Source organism: Nitrospira sp. NS4 (genome assembly GCF_049546785.1).
Lineage (GTDB): Bacteria > Nitrospirota > Nitrospiria > Nitrospirales > Nitrospiraceae > Nitrospira_D.
This window is the reverse complement of the sequence record NZ_JBMWAN010000001.1, coordinates 624,362-638,210: the sequence shown is the minus strand read 5'-3', so window position 1 is coordinate 638,210 and position 13,849 is coordinate 624,362. Positions and strand designations below refer to the sequence as shown.

General features: G+C 53.6%; 13 protein-coding genes. 11 read left to right on the top strand and 2 right to left on the bottom strand.

What is annotated here, in order from left to right:
- The first annotated feature begins 8 nt into the window (after positions 1 to 8).
- Positions 9 to 491, top strand: a complete 483-nt coding sequence (locus ACO9S2_RS02750) for a hypothetical protein (RefSeq protein WP_423720313.1) — start codon at positions 9 to 11, stop codon at positions 489 to 491.
- Between the two features lie 60 nt (positions 492 to 551).
- The gene (gene glgA, locus ACO9S2_RS02745; protein ID WP_423720312.1) at positions 552 to 2,021 is read left to right on the top strand and encodes a glycogen synthase GlgA; all 1,470 of its coding nucleotides are present in this window, start codon (positions 552 to 554) and stop codon (positions 2,019 to 2,021) included.
- Positions 2,022 to 2,038: 17 nt separating this feature from the next.
- Here glgA and ACO9S2_RS02740 read toward each other — a convergent pair whose 3' ends face one another.
- Both ACO9S2_RS02740 and ACO9S2_RS02735 read right to left on the bottom strand, forming a co-directional pair.
- Positions 2,039 to 2,335 carry a hypothetical protein gene (locus tag ACO9S2_RS02740; RefSeq protein WP_423720311.1) on the bottom strand — a complete coding sequence of 99 codons (297 nt, stop codon included), beginning with the start codon at positions 2,333 to 2,335 and terminating at the stop codon, positions 2,039 to 2,041.
- Positions 2,336 to 2,721: 386 nt separating this feature from the next.
- Positions 2,722 to 3,330 carry a response regulator transcription factor gene (locus ACO9S2_RS02735; RefSeq protein WP_423720310.1) on the bottom strand — a complete coding sequence of 203 codons (609 nt, stop codon included), beginning with the start codon at positions 3,328 to 3,330 and terminating at the stop codon, positions 2,722 to 2,724.
- A 338-nt stretch (positions 3,331 to 3,668) separates the two neighbouring features.
- On the opposite strand from ACO9S2_RS02735, the gene ACO9S2_RS02730 reads away from it, so the two are divergent.
- From ACO9S2_RS02730 to asnB, 9 genes are all read left to right on the top strand, one after another.
- A complete protein-coding gene (locus tag ACO9S2_RS02730; RefSeq protein ID WP_423720309.1) occupies positions 3,669 to 4,016 on the top strand; it encodes a PilZ domain-containing protein in 348 nt (115 codons plus the stop codon).
- Positions 4,017 to 4,170: 154 nt separating this feature from the next.
- Complete coding sequence (locus ACO9S2_RS02725; RefSeq protein ID WP_423720307.1) at positions 4,171 to 4,821, top strand: polysaccharide biosynthesis/export family protein; 651 nt, start codon at positions 4,171 to 4,173, stop codon at positions 4,819 to 4,821.
- A 65-nt stretch (positions 4,822 to 4,886) separates the two neighbouring features.
- Positions 4,887 to 5,477, top strand: coding sequence for a polysaccharide biosynthesis/export family protein (locus ACO9S2_RS02720; RefSeq protein ID WP_423720306.1), 591 nt, complete (start codon positions 4,887 to 4,889; stop codon positions 5,475 to 5,477).
- Between the two features lie 13 nt (positions 5,478 to 5,490).
- Positions 5,491 to 6,837 (top strand): hypothetical protein, encoded by a 1,347-nt coding sequence (locus tag ACO9S2_RS02715; protein WP_423720305.1) that lies wholly within the window; start codon positions 5,491 to 5,493, stop codon positions 6,835 to 6,837.
- Positions 6,838 to 6,839: 2 nt separating this feature from the next.
- Positions 6,840 to 9,125, top strand: a complete 2,286-nt coding sequence (locus ACO9S2_RS02710) for an XrtA system polysaccharide chain length determinant (RefSeq protein WP_423720304.1) — start codon at positions 6,840 to 6,842, stop codon at positions 9,123 to 9,125.
- The gene (locus ACO9S2_RS02705; RefSeq protein ID WP_423720303.1) at positions 9,055 to 10,149 is read left to right on the top strand and encodes a TIGR03013 family XrtA/PEP-CTERM system glycosyltransferase; all 1,095 of its coding nucleotides are present in this window, start codon (positions 9,055 to 9,057) and stop codon (positions 10,147 to 10,149) included. Before ACO9S2_RS02710 ends, ACO9S2_RS02705 begins: the two co-directional genes overlap by 71 nt.
- A 5-nt stretch (positions 10,150 to 10,154) precedes the next feature.
- The gene (locus ACO9S2_RS02700; RefSeq protein ID WP_423720301.1) at positions 10,155 to 11,060 is read left to right on the top strand and encodes an XrtA system polysaccharide deacetylase; all 906 of its coding nucleotides are present in this window, start codon (positions 10,155 to 10,157) and stop codon (positions 11,058 to 11,060) included.
- Between the two features lie 32 nt (positions 11,061 to 11,092).
- Positions 11,093 to 11,599 carry a transcription termination/antitermination NusG family protein gene (locus ACO9S2_RS02695; protein ID WP_423720299.1) on the top strand — a complete coding sequence of 169 codons (507 nt, stop codon included), beginning with the start codon at positions 11,093 to 11,095 and terminating at the stop codon, positions 11,597 to 11,599.
- A gap of 312 nt (positions 11,600 to 11,911) precedes the next feature.
- Entirely contained in the window at positions 11,912 to 13,849 is a 1,938-nt protein-coding gene (gene asnB / locus ACO9S2_RS02690; protein WP_423720298.1) for an asparagine synthase (glutamine-hydrolyzing), read from the top strand.

The window sequence follows — 13,849 nt, the reverse complement described above, 5'->3', positions numbered from 1 at the left end:
TCGGCGTCATGAAGAGCGTAGTCAAACAGTCGAGGGACGGCATGCGGACGGTCAGCGCCGTGCCGGTATTCCTCGCACTCCTGATCATGATCGGATGTCAGAGCATGCCGCCGCTTGAGCAGCAGGAGCGGTTGGTGGAGAGTCGCCAATTGACCGTCCTCCAAATCACTCCCAAGGCTGTGGTAAATGTCTGGGGCAAGCCGGTCTACCACCATAGTGAGTTCACGCAGTTCTTCGTCATGCCGGATAAATCGATGATTCCTCGCTCCCGGGTCGCTGTCGGCGAAGCTCCGGTCGGATGGGAAGCGGGCTTCGAAGCCGGAGAAGGTGTGTTTCTGGGCTATCCGGATCAGGGCTGGCTCCTGGTGTTTTTTGATGATCAGCTCGTGTATCGCGAAGAGCTCAAGGCAGAAGAGGTTCACACGCTTGGGAAAGTGTGGCAGCACGAGGAGCGCTTCAAAACCCGTCTTGACGGGGCGCCACCCCGCTAGAGTTGTTCGGCTTCTATGAGCATGTCCGCACCTCACGATACAGATTCTCTTAAAATTGTAATGGCCGCATCGGAAGCGGTGCCCTATGCCAAGACCGGCGGGCTGGCGGACGTGGCCGGTGTCCTGCCTGGCGAATTGGCGAGGCTTGGGCACGAGGTCACACTGGTTCTTCCGCGCTACCGGAGCTTTCACACGAGGAGCCACTCTCTTCGAATCGTCGGCACGATTCCCGTGCGGACGGCTGAAGGGTTGATCGATGCAACGCTCGAAGAGGATCTCCTTCCCGCTGGGCCTGGCAGCCGACCGGTGCGGGTCTTGGCCGTCCGGCATGATCCCTATTTTGATCGGGAGGGGCTCTATCAAGGGCGGGAGGGCGACTATCCGGATAACCTCGCGCGCTTCGTGTTTTTCAGCCGGGCCATTATTGAGGTGTTGGAGTTCCTTGTCCGCACCGGGCGTCAGCTGACGCAGGTGGTGCATCTGCATGATTGGCAGACGGCTCTCTGCGCGATGTATTTGAAAACCGAAGCGGGCGATCGTGGGGAGCTTCAGAAGATGAAGACGTTGCTCACGTTGCACAACGTCGGATATCAGGGACTCTTTCCCGGCGATCAGTTTCCGACAACGGGGTTGCCGGCGTCACTCTTCACCCCCGCGGGCCTGGAGTTCTACGGTTCGGTGAATCTGTTGAAGGGCGGGATTCTGTTTTCCGATGCGGTGTCGACCGTAAGCCCGACCTACGCGAAAGAAATCATGACTCCCGCCTATGGGTTTGGGCTGGAAGGAGTGCTGGCCGGGCGCAAAGACGGGGTGTTCGGGATTACGAACGGGATCGATGTGGATTCCTGGAATCCTGAAACAGACCAGTATCTTCCTGCTCGATATTCAGGGGGCGACCTGTCCGGCAAGCTGGTATGTAAGCGGGAATTGCAGCGTGAGTTGGGTCTGCCGAATTCGGAAGTTCCCCTGATCGGGGCGATCGGGCGGCTGACCTCGCAGAAGGGGTTTGATCTTCTCGCTGAGGTCATCCCTGAGTTGATGGCTCTCGGGGTGCAACTGGTTATTCTTGGAACGGGCGATCGGGATCTCGAAGAACGGTTCCGGGAAGCGCAGGCACGTTATCCACGGCAGATCGGTGTAGCGATTGGCTTTGATGAAGGGCGTGCGCATCGCGTGGAAGCCGGGGCGGATATGTTGGTCATGCCCTCACGCTATGAGCCATGCGGGCTGAGTCAGCTCTATAGTTTGCGGTATGGGACGGTGCCCATTGTTCGAAAAACAGGAGGACTTGCCGATACGGTGGTGCCTTATAAGCCCCGCACCGTGCAGGAAGGGAAGGCGACGGGGTTTCACTTTGATGAATTATCCGCAGATTCCTTGCTCTCAACCATCCTCTTAGCGGTAAAGGTATACGAGGATTCGGAAGCGTGGGATTCTCTTAGAAAAGCGGGGATGGCTGTCGACAGCTCATGGGCACGGGCAGCAAAGGAGTATGCCGCGGTTTTTCGACGCCTGGTGGCGAGACGTTGAATGTGCACGTGGGGATGTTAAGGAGTCTTCAAGGAGATCTGAACGCCATTCTCGATTTCAGCAAGGAAGTTCTTGGCTTGAGCGAGATAGAACGATGAAGTTTCGTCCTGAGTATGAAGCGTGAGGACTTCTGAAAAGGCCTCGCGCGCAAGATCGACCCGTCCTTGTCCCATGGCAACTTGTCCTGCATGGAGAGAACAGGATGCGGCCATGGCCCGTACATCGACGGAAAGGCGCGTGGCCGGAGCCGTAACAAGGCGTTCCAGCTTCACCGGCATGGGGAGCACGAATCCTTCATATTGGTGATCCGTCAAGGCTGCTTCCTTCAGCGTGCCCATATCAAGGCGGGTTGCACTAAGGTCCGAAGTGGATTTGCAGTGGGTATAAGTTTCCCACAGTGTCATAAATCGGGAGTTGTCCAACCCGGATGTTTGGATAGGTGCCCCTGTCTGGCAGCCCGATGCCAGAAGCAGGACCCCGATAAGTCCTCCGATCATCTGGTTTTTGAGAGAGACAGTCACGATGGGCTCCATATGAGAAGACTAAAATCTATCTACTGCATAACTAAGTGCAATCAATGGGCCGTGCTAAATTTCATTTAAGTTATTGAATGTATTGAGAATGCTTGCTGTTATACGGATTGGAGTGTTGTGCTAATCGCTCACTGTTGTGTCTTTGCAACAGATGACCGGTGGGTGGGTTAAGAATTAAAAATCTGAACGAGAATTCCGGTCCTTGTAGTCGCCGTTGTTTTGCGCATGATGTGCTTGATGTGTTCCTTAACTGTTTGCTCCGTGATTTGAAGAGCGTTGGCAATCTCCTTGTTTGTCCAGCCCTTAGCCAGATGTTCCACGACGGCTTGCTCACGGTTCGTGAGTTGAAACTTCTCCCTGGCCAAATCTGTATTGAGGTTTTGTTTCCTGCCTAATTCCTCCATCGTGACAACGAGGCGGGCATGATCCACTCCTCCACGATCGGGAAGGCCAAATCCTCGAAGTAACACAGGCTGATTCGGATCACCCGTGACACGCTTTATTTCAAACTGCTCCCAATCCTTGGCCTCGGTTCGCACATGTAGCGCTTTGATGATCTCTCCGCACAGTTCCGTGAGTGCTGCTGGAAGGACTCCATGGGCAGATCTCGCTGCATTTCCGGTCTGTTCCGCGGCATTGATTTTTTTGGCGAGTTCGGATGCCTGGCGGTTCATATGGAGCAGTTGCATGGAGGCCGTGAGCACCACAATCCCCGATCCTGCCCGTTGATCGGCAAGCCCATCTGATTGATCGGTCTGGTGAATGGCGTCAGACATGGAGTAGTCAGCGGGTTTAGTCGGATAGAACAGTTAAGCTAGACAACGCAGTGAACTTTGATAGAGTCCCGATAGAGGCCAACGCTAGAAAGAGTACCTAACCCTTTCGAGGGAGTCAACACCTACATTAGAGAAAGGCAGCCTACCTCATTGGTATTGTTCAGGCCGATCGGGTCATCTATAGTTCTACGTATTGTCGGAGGGAAAAGTGGTAGAAAGCGCACATGCCTCGCATGCTATCGTTGGCGCCTTGGGCGAGATGGCCAGTGAGGTCCTCCAGGAGAGAGTGCTCGGCTAATTGTTCGAAAGCAACGATATTCTTACAGAGGAGGCATCCAGTGGCACAGGGAGCGTGGGAGTGGTCAACGATCGATTGTCAGAAGAGTCACAGCGAGCGGGTGGCCTTATTGAGACCGATTCCCTACGAGATGACGTCTCCGGTCGAACGTTCTTCTGTGGCACCATCGGATGGGCGGGCATTATCGCTCAATATCAGCAGCGGGGGGATGTTGTTGCTGATGGATCAGGCGCCGGAGGTTGAACAGGTGTTGAAGGTCTACGTTCCGACGCCGATCAGTGTGGCGGAGACACCAACGCTTGCTGAAGTGCGGTGGACAAGGCAATTACCATTCGGAAAGACCAACGGTAATTGTCCGCACTTTGTCGGGCTTAAATTTATTTTTTAGCGGAACGCTTCTTGCTCGGTGCTTTTGAGGCTATGGTTATCGTGTTGTTGTCGGGGGGGGCCAGGTTTATCTGAGGGAGGATGGTACGGCGCTAGCTCGTTTTTCTTATAGGTTTCGTCCGGGCACATTCTCGGGGCTGAGTATGAGGGATGCGATGAATATTGTGACTGTACTGGCGTTAGTAGCGAGCGTTGTCATGTTTGAGGCTGAGGCGAATGCTCAAAGTCCCGGCAAGGCGCCCATGGCGGCTCCAAGCGATCACGCAATTGAAAAGTCCTCGTTAATCGTCACAACCGATTATATCCTTGGGCCCGAAGACGTATTGGAAATTACTGTTTGGAGAAATACGGATCTTTCAAAGACTGTGACGGTACGTCCCGACGGGAAAATCTCACTTCCACTCATCGGCGATGTGTCTGCAGTCGGAAGAACGACGGTTCAGTTAGCCGAAGATATCTCCGCCAAGTTGAAAGAGTATAAGGAAAATCCCCAGGTATCCATTCTTGTGAAAGAGGTAAATAGTTACGCGATTTATGTGTTGGGCGAAGTAGCACACCCAGGGAAATTTCCCCTCAAGAGCAAGACCACCCTGCTGCAGGGGATTACAGTTGCTGGCGGTTTTACACCCACAGCCGCGAGAAACAAGATGGTTGTGTTTCGATTCGCAAAGGATGGCGCGGGCCAAATCAAGATCAAGGCCAGTTACGATGACATTGTGTTGAGAGACGGATCGAATCAAAACATTGAGCTGAAACCCGGTGATCAAATCGTGGTGCCGTCGGAAACGATGGTCTTAGTCCCATGAAGGTTCAGAGGAGAGACGGAATGTCGTCAGGTGTGTGTGCGGATCAGGCGCGGCAGTCTATAAGCATGTGCCTGGTGATTGGTTTTGCGGTGATGCTTTTAGCGGCTTGTGCGGAGATTCCACGTGAGGCGGTGGAGGAAGTGAATCGGCCTCTTCCCAAGGAATTTCTTTTGGGGCCTGAAGACCTTGTGGAAGTGACCGTCTGGAGAAATCAGGATTTGTCCCGGACAGTGGTCGTGCGGCCGGATGGCATGATTTCTCTGCCGCTGATCGGGGATGTGCAAGCGAGTGGCCTGACAGCGGCACAGGTGGGCGAACGGATCTCGAAACGATTGTCTGAGTTTAAGGAAAACCCTTCCGTGTCAGTAAGCGTGAAGGAGATCAATAGCTATTTTGTGTATGTCGTGGGAGAAGTTATGCGCCCTGGAAAGTACCCGCTGAAGTCTTATGCCACCGTGCTCCAGGCGATCTCTCTGGCCGGAGGGTTTACCCAGTATGCTTCGAAAAACAAGCTGGCGGTTATGAGGTCCACCCGGAATAGCTCCGGCGATGATCGTCAAATACGTATTCCCGTTCGCTACGACGACCTGGTGATGGGGAAAGGGCAAGTAGGGAACTTCAGGCTTTTATCGGGCGATACGATTGTTGTGCCCTAGCGGTTGGATGGGCATGATGTCGTTGTCTCGCTTGTGGATTCTCTGTGGGGGTATTTCCCTGTTTTTAGCTTGCCCGGGTACCGCAATGGCGCAAACTCAAAGCCAGGGGAGTGGACAAACACAAGAGCCTCCCCCGAGTGGGGGCAGCCAACCGCCCGGGCAGGCAGGTGCATCTGGCGCATCTGACGTTGTAAGAGGCTCCTCTGGCGGTTCCTTCAGCCGGGTGGTGCCCTTAGTCACATTTTCCGAGCGCTATGATACCAATGTATTTTTTTCTCCGGCTAAAATATCCGATTTCGTGACGAGCATTCGTCCCGGCGCTCGTATGGAGTATCGGGACGATTTGGTTGACGGGAGCCTAACCGGAGGCGCTGTGGCAGAGTTCTACGCGAGAAACCCTGAATTGAATTATGTCGGAGGGAATGCCATTTTGTCTGGATCATTCGACAACCTCGTTGGAAGAATGGTCCGGGGCCTTGGGCTCAGAATCCTGGACTCGTTTATATATACTCCTCAGCCCATGGCGTTTGTGACGCCACAGGCGCCGGAAACAAGCTTTCTTCGAGGAATCCAGACCGTTCGAAATAACTACCTCTCAAATTCGGCCAACATAATGAGCACCTATGCGATGACACCGGTCACGCTGGTCAATGCCTCCTATTCGAATCAGATCATGCGATTTTTCAATCAAACCTTCCCTAGCGCTCCCGGAACCACTCCGCCTGCGCTTTTCAATACTAACGTCAACGTCTTTTCCGCAGGACCTCAATATCTCCTCTCGGCTACCGAATCGATAGGGGCGTCCTATATGTATCAAAAGATGGATTTTGAACCGAATACCGGTGTGGGGGCAGGCTATGGCGTGGCCACTCACGGAGTGATGGCGACATGGAAATCATCATTCACTCGCGAGTGGACGATAGAGCTTTCTCCCGGGGTGACAGTTCTGAATACTCTTCCGGACACGCTCATTTGGACCATGCGTGCGATGCTGGGGTGGACCGATGGCAGAACATCCGCAGGGCTTACGTATTCACGGGGTGTGTATCCGAGTTTTTTCGTGTCCGCAACGGCTTTAATCAGCAATGTAGTGAACGCGACATTCTCTCAGAATCTCAGTAGTGACTGGAGCCTCTCGGCACAAGCGAATTATGGGTACAACGAGTCAACTGGAGGCGTGCAAGGTCTACGATTCGAGTCTTACGATTTCTCGGGGGCAGTGAATTACAGGGTTTATCAAGGGATGGTTGCGAGCTTGACCCTAACGCAGGGCAACTACAGCTACGGCCAGGCCGGTTCTCCTGATGTTAAATTTGATCGTCAGACGGCAGTGTTGTATCTCACGGCAGAATGGAACTAACGATGAACTCGTCGAGCGAATTGCGCATCCAAGACTATATCGGCATGGTCCGTCGCCGGAAATGGCTGATTGTTTCCAGTGTGACAGTTTCACTGGCCATCGCCGTCGCCTTGTGTTTTCTGTTGCCCAAGAGTTTTCGCTCCACCACAACTGTTCTCGTTGAGAGCCAGAAAATTCCTGAGAGCTACGTGAAATCAGGGGTCGAGGGGTCGATTGAAGGGCGCCTGAGTGCCATTCAGCAACTGGTGATGAGTCGGTCATTGTTAACCCAGATTGCCGAGGACTTCAAATTGTTCCGTCCTGAGATGTCTTCCGAGCAACGGGAGACTGTCATAGAGGGGATGCGGAAAAAAATAAATGTCACCAAATCCAAGGTTGGGCATGCGAAGGGACCAGATACCATCGAAGGGTTTTCTATCTCGTTTGCTCACGAAGACCCGGTCACGGCCATGAAAGTGACGGAGAGATTTGCCTCGCAATTTATTGAGGAAAATCTAAAGATTCGTGAGCAAATGCTTGAGGGGGCTTCCACCTTTCTCGAGCAGGAATTGCACATGGCTGAAGCGAAGCTCGAAGATCAGGAACGGTCGATCAGCGACTTCAAGAAGAAATATATGGGCGAATTGCCTCAACAAACGGAGGCGAATCTTCGGAGCCTGGACCGCCTGCAAATGGATGTGAATGCGACGCGTGAAGGCATTCAGGGGGCAATCAATAAAGTCGCAATTCTCGAAAAACAAGTCAGCGAGGCAGTCAGTAGCGCAAACACTCAGGTTGCAGGCGCGACAACATCCACAAATCAGGGGCGGGGGGGAGATCCCCTCATCGTACGACTCGGAGAGCTCGAACGTACCTTGGCGACACTTTCCGCTGAATATCGTGAAACGTATCCGGATATCATCCAGACGCGTCAGGAAATAGAGTCGATCAAGTCTCAGCTGGCTGTTAAGTATGGAGTCACGAAGGATGAAGTGAAGCCTGGATCAGCGAAGCTGTTGGATCCAGTGCTCCGAGATTTAATGAGGCAGAGAGATGAAGCGAAGAATGAAGTGGAGGCTCTGAAAGAGCGGCTCCGCCGGCTGCTTGAGCAGGTCAAACAGTATGAAGGGCGGGTAGAGCGGGCACCGGCTCGTGAGCAGGAACTCATGATTTTGGTTCGTGACTATGACAATATGCAGAAGAATTATCAATCGCTACTCGAGAAAAGATTGAACGCCCGGCTTGCGGAGAATTTAGAGAAAAGGCAAAAGGGGGAGCAGTTTCGTATCCTCGACCCAGCCAATCTCCCCGCCACTCCTGAGTCGCCGAATCGACCGCTCATTCTCCTTGGCGGGCTGGTCGTTGGATGCGGACTCGGTTTCGGTGGGGTTTTTGCCCTCGAAATGCTGAGACCGGCGTTCCGCCGTTCGGACGAAGCGGAGACGATGTTGGGTGTTTCTGTGCTGGCCTCTATTCCTGATTTTTCTTCCGTCTTTGGCGGGAGGGAAAATGTACGGCAGGTCACCGATCGAACAGCGGGGGGGAGGCGATTACTGGCAGGGGCTCTAGCCGCGGGTGATCTGGGGCAAGTCGTCGGGAAAGTGGGTGACGTTCAGTACCCTTCCTGGAACTTGGTGGCGAAATGGTCGCCCCGATCCATGGTTGCCGAACAATTCCGTGTTGCCGCCACGCGGTTTACGCTGATGACATCCGACCAAAAAAGCACCGTGGCTGTAATCACCAGCGCGGTCGTCGGAGAAGGGAAAACCTCAACGGCTGTGAACTTGAGCTACATTCTGGCTCAGGAATTGGATAAAAAGACACTCTTAATAGACTGCGATTTGAAGCGTCCGATGGTGCACGCTTACACGGATGCTCCCACTAGTCCGGGGCTCGTGGATTATCTGCTCGGAGATGAGGTGCTTGACGCTTGCATGCATCAAATGGAGGACCTGCCGCTGTGGATTCTCCCGGCGGGCTCTTCAACTAAAAACATGCTGGAGCTGTCGAAGATCAAGCAACTTTCCCAGGTACTTCATGTCCTCCGGTCGCGTTTTGATTACATCATAATCGATGCCCCGCCGATATTCCCCTTGGCAGATGTCAACGTTCTGTCGAGTATGGCTGACAGAATGATCCTTGTTATACGGGCGGGAAGGACAGGGCGCGAGGTGGTGGGGGATGCCTATAAGACTTTGGGCGCCCGCTGCCCGGCCAATATCGTGCTGACCGGTGTTGATGCCGTCAGCACTCCCTATTACATGTATCAATACGGCAACTATGGCACGGGGACGACCAAGCATGCCTAGTACGATGCAGCAACAAGCGAAGCTTGCTCCGATTCCAATATCTTCTGAGAGCCCGTCATTTTTCAGGGGACTCAAAAAGAGAGTGCTCATCGTGGGGACAGGCTTGCTAGCGATGGAGTTGGGCAAGACGCTCGTATCCAACCGTAGAACCGTTGAGGTGGTGGGGTTTCTCGATCGGGATCATAACGGGAATCCCAAAGTATTGGGGACGTACGATAATTTGCGAGAAATTGTTGAGCAGTATCAGGTGGGTATGATCGCAGTCTGCGTTGAGGATCGTCGGGCCGTTCTTCCTGTTCAAGCCCTCCTCGACTGCAAGACGGTCGGCATCGAGGTGATAGACGGACACCAAATGTACGAGGAAGAGCTGGGGCGTTTATCGATCGACCAGCTCCGGCCAAGCGCTCTCATTTTCTCAACCGGCTTTAAGCGGCGTGCCATCACGACGGCACTGAAGCGGGCTGTTGATGTGTCCATTGCTTCGGTGGGAATCGTGTTGTCTCTACCGCTGTGTATTCTAATCGGGTTTCTAATCAAGGCAGATTCGCCCGGCGCGATCTTTTACAGGCAGATGCGTGTCGGCTTACGCGGACAACCGTTCATGATCTGGAAGTTTCGGTCCATGCATCAGGATGCGGAAAAGAGTGGTCCGCGCTGGGCCGAAAAGTATGATCCTCGGGTGTCGCGGGTAGGGCGCATTCTCCGGAAGCTGCGGCTGGATGAATTGCCGCAGTTGTATAACGTGTTGAAGGGAGAGATGAGTCTCGTCGGGCCGCGCCCTGAAAGGCCGGTGTTTGTAGAGGAACTGAGGAAAGCGATTCCCTACTACGACATCCGGCACACTGTTCGACCCGGAGTGACAGGATGGGCGCAAACGAAGTTTCGTTATGGCTCCTCAACGGAGGATTCACACACCAAGCTACAGTACGATTTGTATTACGTGAAGAACATGACGTTCGCCTTAGATGTCCGCATCCTCATTGAGACCGCCAGAGTCGTTATCTTAGGCGAGGGGGCTCGTTAAGCGGAATGAATACGGATTCTGCGAGGGTGCATGCGCTTTCATTCGACGTAGAAGAGCATTTTCAAGTTGCCGCATTCTGGTCGGAGGAGAGAAGGCGCGGGTGGGATCATTGCGAAAGCCGGGTTGAGCAGAATGTCAATAAAATTCTGGCCCTCCTTTCCGTCCACGGAATTCATGCCACCTTTTTTCTCCTTGGCTGGGTTGCGTTAAAACATCAGAGCCTTGTAACGGCCATTGCTCGTCATGGACATGAAATCGCCTCTCATGGATTTGGCCATGAAATGATTACAACCCAACAGCCCCGTCAGTTTCGTGAGGATGTCAGGAAGAGCAAGGGCATCCTCGAGGATATCATCGGGAAGCCTGTTCATGGATATCGGGCGCCGTCTTTTACGATTACCCCGAAAACGCAATGGGCCCTCCCGATTCTTGTGGAAGAAGGGTACCTGTATGATTCAAGCATTTTCCCGGTTCAGCATGACCGGTACGGTATGCCCGGAGCTAATCCCCGGTGCCATCGGATAGAGACTGCAAGTGGCCCCTTGTGGGAAGTGCCTCCTTCCACCGTCCTGATGGGACCTGTTCGTCTTCCGATCGCGGGGGGCGGATATTTTCGATTGTACCCCTATCCGGTCTTGCGTCGTTTGCTCACCCGTGCAGCGGCTGACGGGCATCCCTTAATTATGTATCTGCATCCGTGGGAGCTTGACCCTGATCAGCCGAGGATGGAGGGCTCACTCGTGTCCCGATTCCGCCACTACCTGAATCTGAGAAAAACGGAAGCGCGCCTGCATCGGCTGGTAACGGATTTTAGGTTTACATCGATAAGGGAAGCGGTTGAACCGGTTGGTGCCGCTTGTGCATCGAGGGAAGGTCTGCTGGAGCCTGTTGTCGGCGGAACTGAGCGGTGATGGGCATTGTCAGGGAGAGAGAGAAGGTTTTCATGGCTGAGCCTTCGGTGATGGAGTGGCATGTGGTGCGGACGAAGCCGCACCAGGAGTACCTGGCTGAGGCGAGCCTTTCGCGAGCCGGGATTGAGACGCTCTATCCACGGATCAGTGAACATAAAATGATCAGGCGAAAGATGGAGTCGGTCGTCAGCCCGCTTTTCCCGGGGTATTTGTTTGCGAAGTTCATCCTCTCGCAGTCACGAATGGTCCAGTATGCGGTCGGTGTCAGAAATGTAGTCTCTTTCGGACCTGGCCCCGCCGTGGTCAGTAGTGACATCATCGACGGGATTCGGCAGAGGCTTCAAGGGGGAGTGGCTGTACTCCAGAGGGCAAGATTTGCTCATGGCGATGTAGTTCGTATTCAAGAAGGCCCCCTGTGCGGGTTAGAAGCGGTCTTCGAGAGGGAGATGATCGGACAGCAGCGGGCGATGCTTCTGCTGAAAATGCTGGTAGGCCAAGTGCGGGTTGTTTTAGACCTGAAATCCATTGTCAATTCGTGAGTTTGGGATAGGATCGAATGCTGTGGGGAGCAGGATTACTCTTCTGGATGGATTGACTAAGGAATGGATGCCCTGCAAGCTCTCAATTCCTCCCCCTACTAAACGCTCGGTTCCTGTGTGCGGTTGAGCGGTTACGTGTTAAGCTGGCAAGGTTGTAATGTCTCAAGAGAACTTTCTGGTCATGTACCGGGTCGGCGGTAGCTTGTCAATTTACCCTCCTTTCAGACGTATTGCCGGTTCTCAGTTGAATAATTACAGGGGTTGACGGATTTCCAGGGGAAGTTGTCGCTCCGATAAGCGCTGGATAACGCTATGTGTGGCATTGCAGGAATCGTAAAGCAGAATAGCGCTCCCGTTGAAAGACCGCTGCTTCAGCGCATGATCGGCATGGTCAATCACCGGGGGCCCGATGCCGCAGGATTCCATTTGTCAGGATCGGTCGGGCTCGCCCATGCAAGGCTCAGCATTATTGACCTTGGCGGGGGGCATCAGCCGATGCATAACGAGGATAAGACCGTCTGGATCACCTTCAACGGCGAGATCTTCAATTATGTGGAGTTGCGTGAAGATCTTCTCAAAAAGGGACACCGCTTTCAAACCCAATCGGATACAGAAGTCATCATCCACCTGTACGAAGAGAAGGGCGAAGATTGCGTCCAATATCTGAACGGGCAGTGGGCGTTTGCAATTTGGGACTCCAGGAGTGCGCGGTTGTTTCTTTCCCGCGACCGGGTCGGGGTTCGCCCCCTGTTTTATGCCACAACTCCTGAGGGATTTGCGTTTGCTTCAGAAATCAAATCGTTGTTGGCTGTTCCCTCCATGCGGCGGGCGATCGATATGGAGGCGCTCGACGAGTTATTTACTTTTTGGGTGACTCTCCCCCCCCGGACAATCTTTGCCGGGGTGTCAGAGCTCCCCCCTGGCCATTCTTTGGTACTGGAACGCGGCAATCTGCGCGTCCAGCCCTATTGGACACTTGATTACAACCCTTCAAAGGGCCTCGAAAATGAGGAGGAGGCTCGAGAAGCGCTGCTCGAGTTACTCCTGGATGCGACGCGCATTCGCTTGCGGTCGGATGTGCCCGTTGGGGCATACCTGAGCGGGGGGCTCGATTCGACCGTAATCGCGGCCTTGGTGAACAAGCTGGGGAAAACCCATCTGAAAACATTCTCGGTTGCTTTTGAGGATAAAGAGTTTGATGAAAGCAGTTTCCAAAACGAGGCGAGCGCGTTCCTGAAGACGGATCACCAGGGCGTTCTCTGTTCATCCCAGGATATCGGGCGGGTGTTCCCCGAAGTGATTTGGCATACGGAGAAACCGGTCCTGAGGACTGCTCCGGCTCCGCTCTTTCTCTTGTCCAGGCTGGTTCGAGATCAGGGATATAAAGTTGTTCTTACGGGGGAGGGGTCCGACGAAGTGCTTGGGGGGTACGATATTTTCAAAGAGGCTAAAATCCGGCGATTCTGGGCAAAATACCCGGGCTCAAAATTTCGCCCGATTCTCCTGAGGCGGCTCTATCCCTATATGAAGAACCTCCAGTCTCAATCCGATTCATACCTGCGGGCATTCTTCCACGTGAGAAAGGAAGACCTGGAAAGCCCCTTTTTCTCGCACTTGCCTCGATGGGATACCACGTCCAAGCTTAAAGTATTCTTTTCGAAAGAGGCGAGGGATACGCTCAAGGGCTGTAACGCCATGACGGTGCTCGAGGGGCTTCTGCCCGCTCGCTATAAACAGTGGGATAGCTTTTCGCAGTCGCAGTATCTTGAAGCGGCCTATCTTCTTCCGGGCTATATCTTGTCATCGCAAGGTGACCGGATGGCGATGGCGCATTCTATTGAGGGGAGGTTTCCATTTCTCGATTATCGCGTCGTAGAGTTTGCGTCCCGTCTTTCTCCCCAGCTCAAAATGAAAGTCTTGAACGAAAAGTATCTGTTGAAGCAAGCCGTCGGAGATCTGATACCACGTGCCATCAGAAACAGGCATAAACAGCCGTATCGCGCACCCGATAGTCAGAGTTTTCTTGCGGGGGGCAAGGCGGGCAGGTTATTTGAGTATGTAGAAGAACTGCTTGCGCCTCGAGCGATCTCGGAGGGCGGCGTCTTTGACGCCGGATCTGTCGGGAAACTCTCGGAGAAGGCGAGGCAGGGCCAGATCATCAGTGTGAAAGACAATATGGCATTGGTCGGAATACTTTCGACGCAGTTAGTGGTGGATCAGTTTATCAAGAACTTTCCAAGGAGTGCATGA

Excerpts from the sequence above, each read along its gene's own strand:
- ACO9S2_RS02715 (WP_423720305.1), top strand. The coding sequence starts at position 5,491 with ATGATGTCGTTGTCTCGCTTGTGGATTCTCTGTGGGGGTATTTCCCTG.
- ACO9S2_RS02720 (WP_423720306.1), top strand. The coding sequence starts at position 4,887 with ATGTGCCTGGTGATTGGTTTTGCGGTGATGCTTTTAGCGGCTTGTGCG.
- ACO9S2_RS02695 (WP_423720299.1), top strand. The coding sequence starts at position 11,093 with ATGGCTGAGCCTTCGGTGATGGAGTGGCATGTGGTGCGGACGAAGCCG.
- ACO9S2_RS02705 (WP_423720303.1), top strand. The coding sequence starts at position 9,055 with ATGCCGTCAGCACTCCCTATTACATGTATCAATACGGCAACTATGGCA.
- ACO9S2_RS02710 (WP_423720304.1), top strand. The coding sequence starts at position 6,840 with ATGAACTCGTCGAGCGAATTGCGCATCCAAGACTATATCGGCATGGTC.
- ACO9S2_RS02735 (WP_423720310.1), bottom strand. The coding sequence starts at position 3,330 with ATGTCTGACGCCATTCACCAGACCGATCAATCAGATGGGCTTGCCGAT.
- asnB (WP_423720298.1), top strand. The coding sequence starts at position 11,912 with ATGTGTGGCATTGCAGGAATCGTAAAGCAGAATAGCGCTCCCGTTGAA.
- ACO9S2_RS02700 (WP_423720301.1), top strand. The coding sequence starts at position 10,155 with ATGAATACGGATTCTGCGAGGGTGCATGCGCTTTCATTCGACGTAGAA.
- ACO9S2_RS02725 (WP_423720307.1), top strand. The coding sequence starts at position 4,171 with ATGAATATTGTGACTGTACTGGCGTTAGTAGCGAGCGTTGTCATGTTT.
- ACO9S2_RS02750 (WP_423720313.1), top strand. The coding sequence starts at position 9 with ATGAAGAGCGTAGTCAAACAGTCGAGGGACGGCATGCGGACGGTCAGC.
- glgA (WP_423720312.1), top strand. The coding sequence starts at position 552 with ATGGCCGCATCGGAAGCGGTGCCCTATGCCAAGACCGGCGGGCTGGCG.